This is a genomic window from Allobosea sp. TBD101 (genome assembly GCF_059817965.1).
In genome coordinates, this window is sequence record NZ_CM187543.1 from 3883208 (window position 1) to 3902166 (window position 18959).

The window sequence follows — 18959 nt, forward strand, 5'->3', positions numbered from 1 at the left end:
GGGAGTCAAGCGAAGGGCGGCTAGGCCTCACCTTCCGGCTTGTCGGGCGCGGGAGCGGCCACCGCCTCGACCGGCTTCGCGCGTTTCTTCTTGGCAACGGGCTTCTTGCGCCGCTTCGCCCGCGCCTTCGGCAATTGCGCCTCCTGCAGCATCTCCAACTGGACCTGCTGGATCTCTGCGAGACGCTGCCATTGACGGGTGACGAGATGGTCCATCTTCTCGTGCAGGTGGCGGATTTCGAGTTCAGCCTTCAGGTTGACCTGGTAGTCGTTGAGCGAGCGCAGGCGGTCCTTCGATTCCTGCCGCTTCTGACTCATCATGATGATCGGCGCCTGCACCGCCGCGATGCAGGACAGCACGAGGTTGAGCAAGATGAAGGGATAGGGGTCGAAGGCCTTCAGCTCGCCCATCAGGGCGTTGATCGCCATCCAGACCACCAGCACGACACCGAAGCTGATCAGGAAGGCCCAGGAGCCGCCGAAGCTCGCGAGATTGTCGGAAAAGCGCTCGCCCAGCGTGCGGTGCTCCTCGAAATCATCCTCGGTATTCTCGGCGATGGTCTCCTGCCGGGCGATGCTTTCGGCGACCTCGCGGTCGAGGTCGGAATATTCGCCGTGCTCCTCGCGCAGGATTTCCTCGACATAGCGGGTGCGGTAGCGCGCGAGCTCCTTCAGGCTGATCAGCGCGTGATCGGGCATATCCGGGAAATCACTGCGGATATGGTCGGCCAGCGCGGGGCGCAGCGTGCCGACCTCGACGAGGTTCTTTCGCGCCGTCTCCTGCCCGCTGATGGCGCAGATGCCGCGCTTCTTGCTGGCCGCGACGGCGGCGCTCGCCGGATCGGCCAGGGTCGCGAGAGAGGCCAACGCCGTCCCCGCGACCCGATCTTCATCCTGTTCCTGTGTCATTCCCTGCCCGTCATCGCGTGCCGTGTCTTCCGCAGATTGCACCTGATCCCGGGGCGGATACCAGCACCTGAAAAAGCCGCGCCTATGGCAGCCGCCACCGAAACGAGATCGCCCGGCGAGGCGGCTGCCTCTCCGGGCTCATGGTCGTCGCGGGGCCGCAGGCCGGCCGTTCAGGCGAGGCCTCAGCCTTTCGGCTTGCCGTCCTTGTCCGATACGTCGGAATCCTCGTCATCCTCTTCGGACTCCTCAGCCTCATCCTCTTCGTCTTCGTCGTCCTCTTCGCCGAGGTCGAGATATTCGTAGCCGAAGACGATCTCGCCGGTTTCCGGATCGAAGGCGCTGGCCGAGGAATCCTCGAAGGCCTCGATCAGCAATTCGGCATCATCGGCCCCGTCGACGTCGAAGCGGCGCACAGCCTCCTCGCCATCGGCCCGGAGAACGAGCTCGATCGACCAACCCTTCCCCGTGGTGTCGTAGATGCATTTCAGACCCTGGATCGCCAGCATGATGCTCTCTCCTGAGCTTAACCGATGCGCGGCAGCGCGCGCCGGGTCAGATGCCCGACGCGCGTGACGACTGCGCGACGCTGGAGAGGAGAAAGCCGTCGCGACTGCTAGCCGGCGGCCTGCGCCAGGAAGCGCTCGACCTCGTCACGCTTTGGCGCACCGCTGCGGCCGCCGAAGCGGGTGCATTTGATCGCCGCCGCCGCCGAGGCGAAGCGGATCGCCGCCGGTTCGGCCTGCCCCTCGGCCAATGCGAGCGCGAAGGCGCCGTGCCAGACATCGCCGGCGCCCAGCGTATCCACCGTCTCGACGACGAAAGCCGGGCTGTGCCGGACCTCCCCGTCCTCGACGAAGAGCACGCCGTCCTTGCCGAGCGTGACCGCAAGCCACGTCGGGACGCCGGCCGCAACCTTGGCAAGGCCGGCACGCGGATCCTCCTCGCCCGAGATCTCGCGCAAAGCCTGCTGGCTGAAGGCGACATGGCTCGCCGTGCCTACCAGATCGGGATGCGGCGGCCTGCGGTCGCCGTCGAGCACGCCGGGCACGCTGGCTGCGCGGGCGAGCTTCAGGGCGGCAAGCGCCCCCTCCCCCCAGCGCGTATCGGCGAGCACCGCTCCTACGCCCTCGGGAAGGTTCCGGGGCAGCCAGGCGACGCCCTCCGGCATCGCCGGATCGGAATAGGAGATCACCATGCGCTCGCCCTCGGCATCGACCAGGATGGCTGAGACCGGCGAGCGTAGGCCGGCGACCCGGCGCGCGAAGGCCGTATCGACCCCTTCCGATTCGAGATCGGCGACGATCTGATCGCCGGTCAGGTCATCGGCGAGGCGCGTCGCCAGCCAGCATGCGCCGCTGAGGCGGGCGATCGCGACCGAGGCATTGCCGGCGCAACCGCCGCCGACGACAGCGAGCCCGCGCGAGCGGTATTTCTCGCCGCGGGTCGGCATGGTCTCGACGCTGTAGACATAGTCCAGCGTCGCGATTCCCAGGCAGAAGACGCCGGCCAAGGCCTTACCAGCTCCCGGTGTTCGGCATGCTCGCCCACGGCTCGGCCGGCGGCTTCGGCTCGCCCTTCTGGAGCAGTTCGATCGAGATGTTGTCGGGCGAGCGGATGAAGGCCATGTTGCCATCGCGCGGCGGGCGGTTGATGGTGACGCCAGCCTTCATCAGCTTGTCGCAGGTCGCGTAGATGTCATCGACCTCATAGGCGAGATGGCCAAAATTGCGGCCGCCGGTGTAATTCTCCGGGTCCCAATTGTAGGTCAGTTCCAGCGTCGGGCTGCCGCGCGAAGCACCGGCCTTCGCTCCCGCCAGATCGTCTGAAGCCGCGAGGAAGACCAGCGTGAAGCGGCCCTTCTCGTTCTCGATGCGGCGGGTTTCGACCAGCCCGAACTTGGTAACGTAGAAATCCAGCGCCTGATCCAGGTTGGTCACGCGCACCATGGTGTGGAGATATCGCATCGGTCTTCCTCGTTGTGGGGCGGCAGGGTTGATCCGTTTCCTAAATCAGGCAAGAGCATCGGCACTCCAGACCACCTCGCCAAGCCATCTGAACAGGACGCGCCATGACGACAACGCAAGACGGGCCGGCGACGGCACCGGCCGTGCGCGCTACGCCCGCCCAGATCGCCCAGATCAAGCAGCGCGCCGCGATCATCTCGGTGATGGCGACGATCCTGCTGACGGCGGCCAAGATCGTCGGCGCCATCATCTCCGGCTCGCTAGCCCTACTCACCGATGCCCTGCAGGGGCTGGTCGATGTCGGCTCGACGCTGTTCACCTGGTTCGCGGTCCGCGCCTCCGACAAGCCGGCCGACGACGAGCATCATTACGGCCATGGCAAGGTCGAGGCGCTGGCCGCGCTGGTCGAGACCGCGATCCTGTTCACGCTGGCCGGCGCGATCCTGTGGGAGGCGGGCAACCGGCTTTGGACCAACGTCATCGCGCATGTCGAGGTGACGCCGCTCGTTATCGGCGTGCTCGTGCTGTCGATGATCGTCGACGCCATCCGCTGGCGCTCGCTGACCAAGGTCGCCAGGGAGACCGGCAGCGAGGCGCTTGCCGGCGAAGCCACGCATTTCTCGGCGGATTTCGTCGGCTCGACGCTGGTCCTTATCGGCCTGATCGGTGTCTGGTACGGCTTCGAGCGGGCCGACACCGCCGCCGCCTTCGCGATCGCCGCCTATACCGCCTTCTCGGCCTACCGACTTGCCCGGCGCGTACTCGACACGCTGATGGACACCGCGCCCGAAGGCGTCAGCGAAAAACTTCGTGAGGTCGCACGCGGCGTGCCCGGCGTCGTCGGCGTCAACTGGCTGCGGGTTCGCCCGGCCGGAGGACGCGTCCATGGCGAGATCGGCATCAGCGTCTCGCGCACCCTGCCGCTCGACCGCGTCGTCGCGATCAAGGCCCAGCTTGGCGAGGCCTTGCTCAAGGCCGAGCACGGCGCCGAGATCACGATCACGGCCGACCCCGTGCAGGTCGACGACGAGACCGCGCTGGAGCGCGTGCTGCTGATCGCGCTCAAGCTGAAGATCCCGGTGCATCACGTCACCGTGCACTCGATCGGCGACAAGCTCTCGGTCAGCCTCGACATGGAGGTCGACCAGGGCCTGCCGCTCGGCGAGGCGCATGAGATCGCGACCCGGCTGGAAAGCGCGATCCGGGCGGAATTCGGGGGCGAGACCGAGGTCGAGACCCATATCGAGCCGATGGAGACCGGCCAGCCTTCCGGCCACAACGCCGCCTGGGAAACCGTCGAGGACATCGGCAAGGCGCTTGCGGGCGAGGCCGCGAAGGTTTCCGGACCGATCCACGACATCCACAGCGTGCGTGTGCGCCAGACCGCCAAGGGGCTGGTGGTCAATTACCATTGCCGCGTCGACCCCACGCTCAATGTTGCCGCCGTACACGACGCCGTCGACGCGATCGAGCGCGCGGTGCGCCTCGCACGGCCGCAGGTCTGCCGGCTGGTGAGCCATGCGGAGCCGGCGGTTCCGACCGCGTCGTAACGCTCCACCCGCGTCATTCCGGACAAGCCGCGCCAGCGGCGCCGATCCGGAATCCATCGCAGGGCAATGCGCTCTTCAATGGATTCCGGATCAAGCCCGGAATGACGGGTGTTTCCCTCCCAAGATGAAACGCCCTACATACGCACCCTGACTCTCGCCATCAGGGCTTCCATGCGTACCGAAGATGCTCCGCTGATCCGCCTCGAGGATTACCGCCCCAGCGACTGGCTGATCGACACGGTCGATCTCGACGTCAGCTTGCATCCGCAGAAGACGCGGGTGCGGGCCCTGCTGGCACTGCGCCCCAATCCGGAAGGGCAGCCCGGCGCGCCGCTCAGGCTCGACGGCGACGAACTCGTCCTGAAATCGCTGGCCATCGACGGCAAGCCGCTCGATGCCTCTGCCTACACCGTGACGCCGCAGGCACTGACGCTCCCGAATCCGCCGCCGCATGACTTCACGCTGACGATCGAGACCGAGCTCGATCCATCCGCCAATACCAAGCTGATGGGGCTCTATCGCTCCTCGAAGGTCTATTGCACGCAGTGCGAGGCGGACGGCTTCCGCCGCATCACCTATTTCCTCGACCGGCCGGACGTGATGAGCGTCTACACCGTCAGGCTCGAGGCGGCGAAGGCGGAAGCGCCGGTGCTGCTCTCCAACGGCAATCTCGTCGCGGCGGCGGAACTGCCCGGCGGCGACCGGCATTTTGCCGTCTGGCATGACCCGCACCCGAAGCCCGCCTATCTCTTCGCGCTGGTCGGCGGGGCGCTGGACCATGTCCGGCAGGATTACGTCACCGCCGACGGCCACAAGGTCGAGCTCGCCGTCTATGTCGAGCCGGGCAAGGCCGATCGCGCCGGCTGGGCGCTGGATTCGCTGGTGCGCTGCATGCGCTGGGACGAGCAGGTCTTCGGCCGCAATTACGATCTCGACGTGTTCAACGTCGTCGCCGTGTCCGATTTCAACATGGGGGCGATGGAGAACAAGGGCCTCAACATCTTCAACGACAAATACGTCCTCGCCGATCCGCAGACCGCGACCGACGGCGACTATGCCTCGATCGAGGCGATCATCGCGCATGAGTATTTCCACAACTGGACCGGCAACCGCATCACCTGCCGCGACTGGTTCCAGCTCTGCCTGAAGGAGGGCCTCACCGTCTTCCGCGACCAGGAATTCTCGTCCGACGAACGCTCGCGCCCGGTGAAGCGCATCGCCGATGTCCGCACGCTGCGCTCGACCCAGTTCTCGGAGGATGCCGGCCCCCTCGCCCATCCGGTCAGGCCGCGCGCCTACAAGGAAATCAACAACTTCTACACGCCGACGGTCTATGAGAAAGGCGCGGAAGTCATCCGCATGCTCAAGGTGCTGATCGGCGACGACGCCTTCAAGCGCGGCATGGACCTCTATTTCGAGCGCTGCGACGGCACGGCCGCGACGATCGAGGAATTCCTCGCCTGCTTCGCCGAGACCTCGGGCCAGAACCTCGACCATTTCGCCCGCTGGTACGAGCAGGCGGGCACGCCGACCATCGTGGCGTCGGGCCGCTATGACGCGGCTGCCAAACGCTACACGCTCGATCTGGCGCAGAGCACGCCGCCGACGCCCGGCCAAACTGAGAAGCAGCCGGTCGTTCTCCCGATCAAGCTCGGCCTCGTCGGCGCCAAGGGCGACCTGCCGCTGAAGACGGCCTCGAACGCCTATGCCGGCGACGGGCTCATCGTGCTCGACCAGGCTTCCCTCTCGATCACCTTCGAGGATGTTCCCGAGGCGCCGATCCCCTCGCTGATGCGCGGCTTCTCGGCCCCGGCGCGGCTCGACCTCGATTTGAGCGATAGCGACCTGCTGCGGCTATTCTCGGCCGACAGCGATTCCTTCAACCGCTGGCAGTCGCTCCAGAGCGTTGCCACACGCGTGCTCGTGGCCGCCGGCAAACCCGGCGCCGACGCCAACGTGCTGACAACGACCGCCAGCAAGCTCGGTGAGGCTCTGCAGGTCTTCCTCAAGGCCGATGCGCTGTCCGATCCCGCCTTCGCCGCGCAGGTGCTGCGCCTGCCCGCGCCGGCCGACATCGCCCGCGAGATCGGCGGGGATGTCGATCCCGACGCGATCTTCGCCGCCCATCGCAAGCTGTCGGGCGCGATCGGCAAGGCATTGCTCGGCGAATTGCCTGGGCTACGCGGGGCGCTCGCTGCGAGCGGCGCCTATCGCCCCGATGCGGCCTCGGCCGGGCGGCGGGCGCTGCGCAACGAATTGCTCGGGCTGGCAGCACTGGCTGCCCCGACCGAGGCCGCCGATCTCTGCGAAGGGCAGTTCACTGGGGGCGATAACCTGACCGATCGGCTCGCCGCGCTGGCTGCGATGACGCTGATCCCCGGTGAGCGCCGGGAAGCCCTGATCAGGCGCTTCGCCGAGGCCTATGCCGGCGAGCCGCTGGTGCTCGACAAATGGCTAATGGCCCAGGCGCTGATCGCCGAGCCCGGCACGCTGGAGCGGGTCAAGCGGCTGATGCAGCACCCGGCCTTCTCGCTCGGCAATCCCAACCGCGTGCGGGCGCTGATCGGCGGCTTCGCGGCCAATCTCACCCAGTTCAACCGGGCCGATGGTGCGGGCTACGAGTTCGTCGCCGATATCGTCGTCGCGCTCGACAAGACCAATCCGCAGGTCGCCTCCCGGCTGCTCGGCTCGTTCAAGAGCTGGCGTATGCTGGAGCCCGGCCGCAAGCGCCTCGCGCAGGAGGCTTTGGGCACCGTCGCACGCCTGCCGAACCTGTCGCGGGACGTCGCCGACATCGCCGAAAGAGCGCTCGCCTGAGAAGCTGACACCATCCGCAGCCCTCATCCTGAGGAGCAGCCGCAGGCTGCGTCTCGAAGGATGTTCCGGGAGGCTCCGGAACCATCTGGAGCATCCTTCGAGACGCAGCCTGCGGCTCCTCAGGATGAGGGCTGAGGCGTCACGACAGCCTTCCGGGCCAAGCTTCACAGGCGTTCCGCGGAATGGTTAACGGCGACCTGTCCAAAACGTTAACGTTTCATTACCCGCGCAGGATTCATCGCCATAAGCACTGCAACCTAAAGGAGAATTCGGCACTCCTGACTCAACTCAGGGCTAGACAAACCGAGGCGCCCGGATTCAACTGACAGTGATTCGCGGGGATGCGGCACGTCTCCCGATCTTACTGACGGTAAAGTTCCGAAGGGGGACCGGGCATGTCGCGTGCCAACGCGGGCTGCGCACCTGTGCGCGCCGATACGATTCTGGGTGTAGCGCGTTCGCTGACGCACCCTCTGTATCATCGCTTCGAAAGCTTCGAACCCACCTTCCGCACCGCAATCCCTGCGTTTGTGGGACTTTTCCTCATCATTCTCGGCGCCGGCGCGCTGATCCAGACATCGGCCATGCGCGACGACGCCCTCATCGACGCGGCCGGCGACATGGACCTGGTCTCGGCGCTGATTGCCCGTGAGCTCGACACCGCCACGCTGGCGGGCAAGGAGCCGGCCACGGTCCTGGCAGCGCTGACCGCTCGCCACCTCGCAGCCCATGGCCGCTTCGTCCATGTCAGCGGCGCCGATGGCCGCGTCATCGCCAGCGAGCCGGTGATCGGCCAGACGCAACGCACCCTCGTCGACTTCCTCGGCCAGACCCAGCCGCTCACCGTGTTCGGTGACCGCGCCGGCGTGATGCGCATCACCTTGCCGAGCGGCGCCGATGTCTTCGCCAGCGTGCGCAACCTCGCCGCCCCCCTCGGGCAGGTCGCAGTGCTGCAGCCGGTCTCCCGCGCGCTCTCGGTCTGGCAGCTCCGCCGCTCCGGCCTGATCCTCCTGTTCGGTGCCGCCGGCCTCATCCTCGGCGTCACCACGCTCGCCTTCATGCTCCAGTCGAAGCGGGCGAGCGCCGCCGACCAGGATTGCGACTGCGTCCGCGAGCGCATCGACACCGCGCTCAACCGCGGCCATTGCGGCCTGTGGGACTGGGATCTCGCGCGCGGCCGCATCTACTGGTCGGATTCGATGTATGCTCTGCTCGGCTATGACCGCACCGGCGAGTACATGTCCTTCGGCGAGGTCTCGAGCTTCATCAACCAGGAAGACGTCGATCTCTATGCGCTGGCCGACGCGATCAGCCGCGGCGAGGCCGATCATCTCGACCGCGAGTTCCGCGTCCGCTCCGCCTCGGGCGAATGGATCTGGCTCAAGGCCCGCGCCGAGCTGGTGATCGACCGCCGCACGCGCTCCCGCCATCTCGTCGGCATCGTCGTCGACATCTCCGAGCAACGCCGCATGGCCGAGCGCACCGCGACCTCGGACGCCCGCCTGCGCGATGCCGTCGAGGCGATCTCGGAAGCCTTCGTGCTCTGGGATGCCGACAATCGCCTCGTGCTCTGCAACGCCAAGTATCAGCAGCTCCACCAGCTCCCGACCGACGCCCTGCAATCGGGCGTCTCCTACGACGAGATCATGGAGCTTTCCGCCCAGCCGCAGATCGACCGCGAGCCGCTGCGGGTCCAGCGCGGCAATGCCGGCGCCTCCTACGAGGCCCGCCTCTCGGACGGCCGCTGGCTGCAGATCAACGGCCGCCGCACCAAGGATGGCGGCTCGGTCTCGGTCGGCACCGACATCACCAAGCTCAAGCAGCAGGAAGAGCGGCTGACCCAGTCCGAGCACCAGCTCCTGATGCATGTCACCGATCTCAAGGCCTCCCGCCAGAAGCTCGAAGCCCAGGCGCAGCAGCTCGCCGATCTCGCCGAGCGCTATCTCGAGCAGAAGGCCGCCGCCGAAGGCGCCAACCGCGCCAAGTCCGAGTTCCTCGCCAATATGAGCCATGAGCTGCGCACGCCGCTCAACGCCATCATCGGCTTCTCCGAGATCATGGAGAACGGCATGTTCGGCCCGCTCGGCGAGAAATATACCGACTATGTCCGCGACATCCGCACCAGCGGCGGCTACCTCCTGGGCATCATCGACGACATCCTCGACATGTCGCGCATCGAATCCGGCCGGGTCCGGCTGGAGAAGACCGAGATCGCGCTCGGCCCGGTGCTCGACCAGGCGCTGCAGAAGGTCCAGCCGGAAGTCGAACGCAAGCAGCTCGTGCTGGCCATCGAAGGCCCGCTCGACACCCATCTCGAAGCCGATCCGCACGCGCTCTACCAGATCCTCGGCAACCTGCTCGACAACGCCGCCAAGTTCACGCCGGAAGGCGGACGGATCGCGGTGCGCACCCGCCATGTCCCCGGTGCGCTCAACATCTTCATCGAGGATACCGGCATCGGCATCCCCAAGGAGAAGATCGACCGCGTCGGCCGCCCGTTCGAGCAGGTCGAGGGCGATCTCGTCCGCAGCTACAAGGGCTCGGGGCTCGGCCTCGCCATCGCCCGCTCGCTCACCGAGCTGCATGGCGGCTCGCTGCGCCTGCGCTCGGCGATGGGCGCCGGCACCATCGTCATGGTCCACCTGCCGCTCGACGGCGGCGCCCATCGCGTGACCGCCCAGGCAGCATAGGGCTCACCCAGCCTTCGCCTGGGACAAGATGCGGGTGAAGATCGCCCGCACGCTGGAGCGGACCTCGTCCAGCTCCGCCTTCAGAACCTTCGCATCCGGCCGCCCGACCGCCGTCGCGATGCGACGCAGCACCCGGGGCGGCACGGCCTTGGGATCGAACGCCTCCTCGACTGTGAAGCGCTGCCAGAGCTGGACGTCACCGATCAGGCGATGCGCCTCCAGCAGCACAGAGGCATCGCCATCCGAAAGCAGGCCGGCAGCCTTGGCGGCGACGAAGACCGAGGCCGTGTCGTTGACGATCAGGCCGGGATGCTTGCTGGCATAGGCCAGCACGAAAAACTGGGCGAGGAAGTCGAGATCGGTGATGCCGCCGGCCGCGAGCTTCAGGTCCCACGGGTCCTTCTCGCCCTTCTCCCTGGCGATCAGCGCGCGCATCTCGGAGACAGCCGTGGCGACCTTGGCCGGCTCGCGCTTGCGCGAGAGGATCGCGCGGATCGAGGCCTCGATGCGCTTGGCCAGACCGGCATCGCCGGCGACGACGCGGGCGCGGGTCAGCGCCATCTCCTCCCAGATCTCGGCCTCCCCGGCATGATAGGCCTCGAAGCCCGCGAACTGGGTCGCGGCCGGGCTCTTGTTGCCGGTCGGGCGCAGGCGCATGTCGACCTGATAGAGCGTGCCGCGCCGCGTCGGCACAGTCAGCGCCGCGACGAGGCGCTGGGTGAAGCGGACATGCCAGGTGACCGGATCGAGGCTGCGGGCGCCATCGCTGGAGCCGGCGTCCTCCGGCCGATCATAAAGCAGGATCAGGTCGAGATCGGATGAGGGCGTGAGCTCGCCGGCACCGAGCCGGCCGAGGGCAAGCACCACCGTCTCTGCGCCCTCGATCGCGCCATGATCTTCCGTGAAGGACCGTCGGGTATCGGCGAAGGCGACGCGCAGGCAGGCTTCGGCAACCACGCAATAGGCCTGCCCCGCTCCTTGCGCCGGATAGACGCCGGAGAGCAACCGGGCTCCGACGAGGAAATTCTCCTGCCTGGCAGCGTCACGCAGGCGGTCGAGCCCGTCCTCGACGCTGGGCGGCGGGGAACCGACATAGTTGCGGATGCGGCGCTCCAGCGCCTCGACATCGAGCACCGCCTGCCCGAAGGCGGGATCAATGACGCCGTCGAGGACATGCGGGTGCAGGGCCGCGACCTTGGCGAGGCGCGGCGCGCTGCCGAGGATTTCGGCGAAGAGCGTCAGTAGGGAATCATGCGAGCGCAGCAGCGTCAGCAGTTCGATCGCCGCCGGCATACGGACGAAGGCGTTGTCGAGATGAGCGAGCGCGCCGTCGGGATCGGCGGTACGGCCGAGCGCGACGAGCAAGGCCGGCGTCAGTTCCGTCAACACCTCGCGGGCGCGGGCGCTGGTGACAGCGGCGCGGCGGCCGAAATGCCAGCCACGCACGGTTTCCGCAGCGGCCGCGCCATCGCGGAAGCCAAGCTTGCCGAGCGTCTCGATGGTCTCGGGATCTGTCTCCGAACCGGTGAAGCTGAGCGTCCCGGCCTCGGAGGCGAGGCTAGGCCCTTCCTCGAACAGCAGGGCGTAATGGCTCTCGACGCGCTTCGCATGAGTGGTCAGCGCCTTGCCGAAGGCAGCCGTCGAGGGATAGCCGCAGAAACGGGCGAAGGCTTCGAGTTCGCCCGCCGCCTTGGGCAGCGTCTGCGTCTGCTCGTCGGCCTGCATCTGCAGGCGGTGCTCGATGGTGCGCAGCCAGCGATAGGATTCGGAGAGCTCGTCGCGGGCCGGCGGCGTGATCCAACCCTCCTCCGTCAGCTCCTTGAGCATGTCGAGCGTGCGCGCACCGCGCAGGGCCGGCCGCCTTCCGCCGAAGACGAGTTGCTGCGTCTGCACGAAGAACTCGATCTCACGGATGCCGCCGCGCCCGAGCTTCACGTTATGGCCGGCGACCGCGATGGTCTCGTGGCCCTTCACCGTCTGGATCTGGCGCTTCATCGCGTGGATGTCGGCGATGGTGGCGAAGTCGAAATACTTGCGCCAGATGAAGGGCGCGAGGTCCCCAAGAAAACGGCGGCCCAGCTCGATATCCCCGGCGATGGGCCGGGCCTTGATCATGGCGGCGCGTTCCCAGTTCTGCCCCACCGTCTCGTAATAGGAATAGGCCGAGGGCAGCGAGACCGCGACATGGGTCGAGGCCGGGTCCGGCCGCAGGCGCAGGTCGACGCGGAAGACATAGCCGTCGGGCGTGCGCTCCTGGATGATGCGCGCGATCTGCTGGGTCAGTTTGACGAAGAAGCTCGAGGGCTCGCCGACGCCGGCCGCTTCCGCGGCCTCGGGATCGAAGAAGACGACGATGTCAATGTCGGAGGAATAGTTCAGCTCGCCGGCACCATGCTTGCCGAGCGCCAGCACGACGAGGCCGGAGCCGAGGCCGGGATCGGTGGGATCGGCGAGGTTGATCCGGCCGAGATCGGCGGCTTGGCGCAGGACATGGTTGGTGGCGAGGCGCGTCGCCGTATCGGCGGTCGCGGTGAGCGCGGCCGTCACGGTCTCGACATCCCAGACGCCACCGATATCGGCGAGCGCGATCAGCAGCGCCATCGAGCGGCGGAAGCGGCGCAATTCGCGCATCAGATCGGCGGTTTCGCAGCCCGCCCCGGCAAAGGCCGCGATGCCAGCCAGCAGCACGTCGCGACGGGTCTCCGGCGCTTCCGTCAGGCTGGCCAGCAGCCCTGACGGATCGAAACGCATGATCTGCGTCAGGAAGGGCGAATGAGCGAGGATGCCGGCGACCAGCGCGGCGCTCAGGGGTTGTTCCGCCAGACGCGCGCTCAACGCCCCGGCCACTTCCTCGTCATGCAGCCGCTCGATCAGCTCGCGCTTCAGCAGCGCTTCGGCCTTGGCCTTCGCCGGCAGGACCGGCGCAGCCGCAAGCCTGTCACAGAGCCGTTCCGCCATTGCTCACCGTCCTGCCTCAAAGAGACGGCAGGCCAGCAGGGTTTGGCGCCGCTGTCGAGGCGACAGGCTCCGTCAGGGCCGGCGTGTCCACAGGCTTCGGGCTGCCGGCCGGCAGCAGGATGACCACGCGCAGGCCCGGCGCATTGTCCTCCAGCCGGAGCTGACCGCCGTGCAGGCGCACCACGCCGGCCACCAGCGACAGGCCGAGGCCGAAGCCCGGCTTGCTGCGGCTGGCATCAAGCCGGACGAAGCGATCGAGGACACGGCCGCGATCGACCTCCGGGATGCCGGGGCCGTGATCGGCCACAGAAAGCTCGACCTGATCGCCGATCTGCCGGGCCGAGACCGCCACTGTGCCGTCGCCACCCTGCTCCGGGGCGCCGTATTTCAGAGCGTTGTCGATGAGGTTATTCAGGGCCTGGCCGATCAGCTCGCGGTTGCCCTGGACTTTGAGACCGGGCGCGACCTCGCAGGTCAGCGTCAACTCCGCCTCTTCGGCCAGCGGCTCGTAGAGCTCGGCGAGGCCGGAGACGATCTCGGACAGGTCGAGCTCACCCATGTTCTCGCTGGCGCGGCCGGCCTCCAGGCGGGCGATCATCAGAAGAGCATTGAAGACGCGGATCAGGTTGTCCGCCTCCTCGATCGCACCATCGAGCGCAGCCCGCAATTCGTCCGGCGACTGTGCCGTGCGCAGAGCCTCCTCGGCGCGGTTGCGCAGGCGGGTCAGCGGCGTCTTGAGGTCGTGGGCGATGTTGTCGGTGACCTGCTGCATCCCGGCCATCAGCTCGCCGATGCGATCGAGCATGGCATTGAGGTTGAGCGCGAGCCGGTCGAGCTCGTCGCCGGTGCCGGTGATGGCGAGCCGGCCTTTCAGGTCGCCCGCCATGATGCCGTGCGCGGTCTCGGTCATGCCGTCGATGCGCTTCAGCACGCGCCGCGCCACGAACCAGCTCGCGAAGCAGCCGAGGACGAAGACCAGCGCCAGCGACCAGCCGGCAGCGCGGCGGATGACGGTGCCGAGACGCTCGCGCTCCTCGAGGTCGCGGCCGACGAGCAGGCGGAACCCGGCCGGCAGGAAGTAGACGCGCACGAGCGCATGGCTCGGCCGGTCGACTGTCTCGCTGGAGCGGGCATATTCGATCTCGCTCTCGCCGGTGCGGTCGAGCGTGCCGGGCGGGATCGCCTCGACATTGCCGGCGATGCGCTCGCCGACCGGCGTGGTGACGAGATAGAGCGAGGCACCGGGCGCCCGCGAACGACGATCGACGATGTTGACGATACGGCGGATGCCGCCCTGGCGCTGCTGCTCGGCCAGGCCCTGGATCTCGGCATCGATGGTCGAGCGGATCTGGTCGTCGAGCAGGCGCTTGGCGTTCCAGGCGACGTAACCCAGCACGAAGGCGGCGAAGAGCGCGAAGATGACGAGATAGGCCGCCGTCAGCTTGAAGGCGGTCGTGCGGAACAGCGTCGGCAGGAACTTCTGGCGCTTCTTCGGCCCGGAGCCCGTTTGGCTTGAGAAAACCCTTTCGTCAGCGGGAGTCACGGACCATGTATCCCGCGCCGCGGATGGTGTGGATCATCGGCTGCTCGAAGCCCTTGTCGACCTTGGCGCGCAGGCGGCTGACATGCACGTCGATGACATTGGTCTGGGGATCGAAATGATAGTCCCAGACGTTCTCCAGCAGCATCGTGCGGGTCACGACCTGCCCGGCATGCTTCATGAGATATTCGAGCAGGCGGAACTCGCGCGGCTGCAGGACGATCTCCTGCCCGGCGCGAGTGACGCGATGGGCGAGCCGGTCGAGCACCAGTTCACCGACGCGATAGGTCGTGGGTTCTGAGGCGGGGGCGCCCCGGCGGCGGGCGAGCACCTCGACGCGAGCGAGCAGCTCCGAGAAGGCGTAGGGCTTGGGCAGGTAGTCGTCGCCGCCGGCACGCAGGCCCTTCACCCGGTCGTCGACCTGGGCGAGCGCCGAGAGGATCAGCGCAGGCGTGTCGTCCTTCTGTTCGCGCAGCGAACGGATCAGCGAGAGCCCGTCGAGGCGCGGCAGCATGCGGTCGACGACCAGCACGTCATACCCGCCCCCCTCGGCCATGGCATAGCCCTCCAGCCCGTCCGCGGCATGGTCGGCGACATGGCCGACCTCGCGGAATGCCTTGGTCAGATAGGCCGCAGCCTCGGCGTCATCTTCGACGATCAGGAGTCGCATGAACCAACTCTAGCTTATCAAACGCGAGAACGGCAGGCTGGATGATACGCATCCGGCCTGCCGCCGCGAGGGCAAAGTCCCTGGGCTGGGGCGACAGGGAACCGAGGGACCTGCCGACTACATTCAGGCTGCCGGCTGGCGGCCGACCTCGAAGGTCACGTCACGCGACTTGCCTTCGCGGAAGACGGTGATCGTCGTCTTGGTGCCCGGCGCGAAGGTCGCGATCTTGCGCGACAGCTCGCGGGCATCCTTGATCGCCTCGCCGTTGACGGCGGTGATGGTGTCGCCGCGGCGGATGCCGGCCTTGGCTGCGGGGCCGTTGCCCTGCGCCTCGGCGACAAGCGCGCCCTTGGCATCCTTCAGGCCAATGGCGTCGGCCATCTCGGTCGTGACCGGCTGGATCTGCACGCCGATGAAGCCGCGCGCCACCGTGCCGTCCTTCTTCAGCGATTCGACCACCTGCTTGACGGTGGAGGCCGGGATCGCGAAGGCGATGCCGACATTGCCGCCGGAAGGCGAGTAGATCGCAGTGTTGACGCCGACGACCTCGCCGGCCTGGTTGAAGGTCGGGCCGCCCGAATTGCCGCGGTTGATCGGTGCATCGATCTGGATGAAGTCGTCATAGGGTCCCGACCCGATATCGCGGCCCTGCGCCGAGACGATGCCGGCCGTGACCGTGCCGCCCAAGCCGAAGGGATTGCCGATCGCCAGCACCCAGTCGCCGATCCGCGCCTTGGCGTCGGCGAGCTGGACGTAAGGATAGTTGCCGCTGTCCTTGACCTTGAGCAGGGCGAGATCGGTGCGCGGATCGGTGCCGACCACCTTGGCTTCCAGCGTCTTGCCGGAATCGGTGACCAACTGGACCTCGACCGCGTTCTCGACGACGTGGTTGTTGGTCACGACATAGCCGTCCTGGCTGACGAAGAAGCCGGAGCCCTGGGACATGCTCTGGCGCGGCTGCGGCCGGTTCGGCATGGCGCCCTCGCCGCGCTCCCGGAAGAAGCGGCGCAGCTGCGGAGGAATGTCGTCAAGGCTCTGCTCGTCACCGGCGGAGGCGACCTGCGCCTTCACGCGGACGGAGACGACGGCCGGCTTCACCTTCTCGACGAGGTCGGCGAAGGAGGGGAGCGCCGTCTGCGCGCCGGAAAGCTGGATCGGCTGCGCGATGGCATTGTGGTTCTGCATCAGCGCGCTGTCGGCGATGCCGGCGGCGAGGCCAATGCCGAGAATGGCGGTGCCGGCGAGAAGGGCGCCGCGCTTCAGGATGGACTTGCGATTTTCGGTCTGTGTCGTCATGGCGGGAACCTCATGGAGTGACAGGGTTCTGTCCCTGCTCATGAGGAAGACCATGACGCCCGCCGCCTTACGCGGCTTTGGCCTGAAGATGACGGTTTCGTAAGGTTGCGCGGTTCAGCCCTGCTCGTCCCGCAACAGCCTATCGACGCGCCTGCGCTCCTCATCTGTCAGCGGCACCGACGCGACAGTCTCCTCGCCCATCCGTTGCCGCCCGCGCCGCCAGACGAAGGCCACACCGGCGAACAGGATGAGGAACGGCGCGCCCCAGAGCAGCAGCGTCCGCGCATTGAACGGCGGGCGTAGCAGGACGAAATCGCCGTAGCGCGCGACAACGAAATCGACCACGGCCTTGTCGTCGTCGCCGGCGACCAGCCGCTCTCTGACCAGAATGCGCAGGTCGCGGGCGAGCGGCGCGTCGGAATCGTCGATCGATTGATTCTGGCAGACGAGGCAACGCAGGCCGCCGGAGATGTTGCGCGCTCGCTGTTCCAGCGCCTGATTGGGCAGGACCTCGTCGGGCTGCACGGCGCGGGCACCGGGCGCCACCAGCAGCATCAGGCCGAGGATGAGGACGATCCGCCGCATCGGCCTACTCCGCCGGCTGCACGGCAGCCGCCGGCGCGGCGCGTTTCGGCGCCGCGAGCCGGAAGCGTCGGTCGGTCAGTGAAAGCCCGCCGCCGAGCGCCATGACGAGCGAGCCGATCCAGATCAGCAGGATCAACGGCTTGTCATAGAGGCGAACCGCGACGCCACCATCCTGCGCCTCGCCAAGGCTGACATAGGCCTGGCTCAGGCCGTCGGTCCGGATTCCGGCCTCGGTCGTCGGCATCGAGCGGGCCGTGTAGACGCGCTTGGATGCTTCGACCGGCATCAGTTCGCGATCGCCCGAGAAAACCTGGAAGCGGGCGACCTCGGCCCGGAAATTCGGGCCGGTCCGCGGTGAGATGGCTTCCAGCACGATGGTGTAGCGGCCACTGGTCAGGCGCTCGCCGGGCTTCAGGACCGTGATCGCCTCGGTGCTCCAGGCCTGCGCGGCGATGCCGATGATGCTCAGGCCGATGCCGGCATGAGCGAAAGCCGTGCCCCAGGCAGAGCGCGGCAGGCCGCGGGCCCGCGACAGCATCGCGCGCCAACCGCTGGCACGCGCGACGATGCGCTCGCCGAGATCGAAGCCGGCAGCAAGGACGAGGAAGACGCCCAAGCCGATACCGAGCGGCGCCAGAACCGGCCCGCCGCGGGTGAAGAAGAGCAGCGCGAGCGCCGCCAGCACCGCGATGCCGAAGGCAAAGGCATTGCGCTGTGCCGCGCCGAGCAGGTCGCCACGCTTCCAGGCCAGCGACTGGCCGATCGGCAGGAGCAGCAGCAGCGGAACCATCACCGGCACGAAGGTCGCGTTGTAGAAGGGCGGGCCGACCGAGATCTTGTCGCCGGTCACCATCTCCAGCAGCAGCGGATAGAGCGTGCCGACGAAGACGGTGGCGCAGGCTGTCGCCAGGAAGACGTTGTTGACGACGAGCGCGCTCTCCCGGGAGACCGGCGCGAACAGACCGCCCTGCCGCAGCAGCGGCGCCCGCCAGGCGAAGAGCGCCAACGAGCCGCCGACGAAGAAGATCAGGATGAGGAGAATGAAGAGGCCGCGCGCCGGATCGGTGGCGAAGGAATGGACCGAGGTCAGCACGCCCGAGCGGACGATGAAGGTGCCGAGCAGCGAGAGCGAGAAGGTCAGGATCGCGAGCAGGATCGTCCAGACCTTCAGCGCGTCGCGCTTCTCCATCACCACGGTCGAGTGGATCAGGGCCGTTCCGGCAAGCCAGGGCATGAAGGAGGCGTTCTCGACCGGGTCCCAGAACCACCAGCCGCCCCAGCCGAGCTCGTAATAGGCCCAGTAGGAGCCCATCGCGATGCCGAGCGTCAGGAAAGTCCAGGCCAGGAGCGTCCAGGGGCGAACCGCGCGCGCCCACATCGCATCGATGCGCCCGTCGATCAGTGCGGCGACCGCGAAGGCATAGGTGATCGAGAAGCCGACATAGCCGACATAGAGCAGCGGCGGATGGATCGCGAGGCCGAGGTCCTGCAGAATCGGGTTGAGATCCTGCCCCTCGGCCGGCACCGGCGACAGCCGCTGGAACGGGTTCGAGGTCAGCAGGGTGAAGGCGAGGAAGGCCACCGCAACCAGCCCCTGTGCGGCGAGCGTCCCGGCCCGCAGGCGCGGCGGCAGCGAGCGGCGCGAGAGTGCGACCAGCGCCCCGAACAGCGTCAGGATCAGCACCCAGAGCAGCATCGAGCCTTCATGGTTGCCCCAGACGGAGGTGAATTTGTAGATCAGCGGCTGGGCCGAGTGGGAATTGGCGACGACATTGCCGACCGAGAAATCGGAGCGGACATAGGATGTCACCAGAGCAGCGAAGGACAGGGCGACCAGCGCGAACGAGACCAGCGCCGCGCTGCTGCCGACAGAGGCCAGCGTGCGATCCTGCCGGAGCACGCCCCAGAACGGCACGACCGCCTGGATGACGGAAACACCGAGCGCGAGCGCCAGCGCGTAATGGCCGATTTCGACGATCAT

General features: G+C 67.5%; 13 protein-coding genes. 3 read left to right on the forward strand and 10 right to left on the reverse strand.

What is annotated here, in order from left to right:
* Nucleotides 1-20 precede the first annotated feature (20 nt).
* The 4 genes from AC6RIC_RS18950 to AC6RIC_RS18965 form a co-directional block, all read right to left on the reverse strand.
* Nucleotides 21-908, reverse strand: a complete 888-nt coding sequence (locus AC6RIC_RS18950; RefSeq protein ID WP_499733485.1) for a DUF1003 domain-containing protein — start codon at nucleotides 906-908, stop codon at nucleotides 21-23.
* Between the two features lie 182 nt (nucleotides 909-1090).
* On the reverse strand, nucleotides 1091-1414 hold the full coding sequence (locus AC6RIC_RS18955; RefSeq protein WP_499733486.1) for a hypothetical protein: 324 nt from the start codon (nucleotides 1412-1414) through the stop codon (nucleotides 1091-1093).
* A gap of 107 nt (nucleotides 1415-1521) precedes the next feature.
* Nucleotides 1522-2418 (reverse strand): PfkB family carbohydrate kinase, encoded by an 897-nt coding sequence (locus tag AC6RIC_RS18960; protein WP_499733487.1) that lies wholly within the window; start codon nucleotides 2416-2418, stop codon nucleotides 1522-1524.
* 4 nt (nucleotides 2419-2422) lie between these two features.
* Complete coding sequence (locus tag AC6RIC_RS18965; RefSeq protein WP_454657646.1) at nucleotides 2423-2872, reverse strand: VOC family protein; 450 nt, start codon at nucleotides 2870-2872, stop codon at nucleotides 2423-2425.
* Between the two features lie 104 nt (nucleotides 2873-2976).
* Here AC6RIC_RS18965 and AC6RIC_RS18970 point away from each other — a divergent pair, with 104 nt between their 5' ends.
* From AC6RIC_RS18970 to AC6RIC_RS18980, 3 genes are all read left to right on the forward strand, one after another.
* Nucleotides 2977-4422 (forward strand): cation diffusion facilitator family transporter, encoded by a 1446-nt coding sequence (locus AC6RIC_RS18970; protein ID WP_499733488.1) that lies wholly within the window; start codon nucleotides 2977-2979, stop codon nucleotides 4420-4422.
* 171 nt (nucleotides 4423-4593) lie between these two features.
* Nucleotides 4594-7239, forward strand: coding sequence for an aminopeptidase N (gene pepN / locus AC6RIC_RS18975; protein ID WP_499733489.1), 2646 nt, complete (start codon nucleotides 4594-4596; stop codon nucleotides 7237-7239).
* Nucleotides 7240-7823: 584 nt separating this feature from the next.
* Complete coding sequence (locus AC6RIC_RS18980) at nucleotides 7824-9929, forward strand: PAS domain-containing sensor histidine kinase (protein ID WP_499733490.1); 2106 nt, start codon at nucleotides 7824-7826, stop codon at nucleotides 9927-9929.
* A 3-nt stretch (nucleotides 9930-9932) separates the two neighbouring features.
* Here the strand turns inward: AC6RIC_RS18980 and AC6RIC_RS18985 are convergent, their stop codons facing one another.
* The 6 genes from AC6RIC_RS18985 to AC6RIC_RS19010 all read right to left on the reverse strand — a co-directional run bounded on the left by AC6RIC_RS18985 (nucleotide 9933) and on the right by AC6RIC_RS19010 (nucleotide 18959).
* The gene (locus AC6RIC_RS18985) at nucleotides 9933-12887 is read right to left on the reverse strand and encodes a bifunctional [glutamine synthetase] adenylyltransferase/[glutamine synthetase]-adenylyl-L-tyrosine phosphorylase (RefSeq protein ID WP_499733491.1); all 2955 of its coding nucleotides are present in this window, start codon (nucleotides 12885-12887) and stop codon (nucleotides 9933-9935) included.
* Between the two features lie 16 nt (nucleotides 12888-12903).
* Nucleotides 12904-14361 carry a sensor histidine kinase gene (locus AC6RIC_RS18990; RefSeq protein ID WP_499736627.1) on the reverse strand — a complete coding sequence of 486 codons (1458 nt, stop codon included), beginning with the start codon at nucleotides 14359-14361 and terminating at the stop codon, nucleotides 12904-12906.
* Between the two features lie 55 nt (nucleotides 14362-14416).
* A complete protein-coding gene (locus AC6RIC_RS18995) occupies nucleotides 14417-15097 on the reverse strand; it encodes a winged helix-turn-helix domain-containing protein (protein ID WP_499733492.1) in 681 nt (226 codons plus the stop codon).
* A gap of 123 nt (nucleotides 15098-15220) precedes the next feature.
* On the reverse strand, nucleotides 15221-16393 hold the full coding sequence (locus tag AC6RIC_RS19000) for a Do family serine endopeptidase (RefSeq protein WP_499733493.1): 1173 nt from the start codon (nucleotides 16391-16393) through the stop codon (nucleotides 15221-15223).
* A 114-nt stretch (nucleotides 16394-16507) separates the two neighbouring features.
* Nucleotides 16508-16978, reverse strand: a complete 471-nt coding sequence (locus tag AC6RIC_RS19005) for a cytochrome c-type biogenesis protein (RefSeq protein WP_499733494.1) — start codon at nucleotides 16976-16978, stop codon at nucleotides 16508-16510.
* Nucleotides 16979-16982: 4 nt separating this feature from the next.
* Complete coding sequence (locus AC6RIC_RS19010) at nucleotides 16983-18959, reverse strand: heme lyase CcmF/NrfE family subunit (RefSeq protein WP_499733495.1); 1977 nt, start codon at nucleotides 18957-18959, stop codon at nucleotides 16983-16985.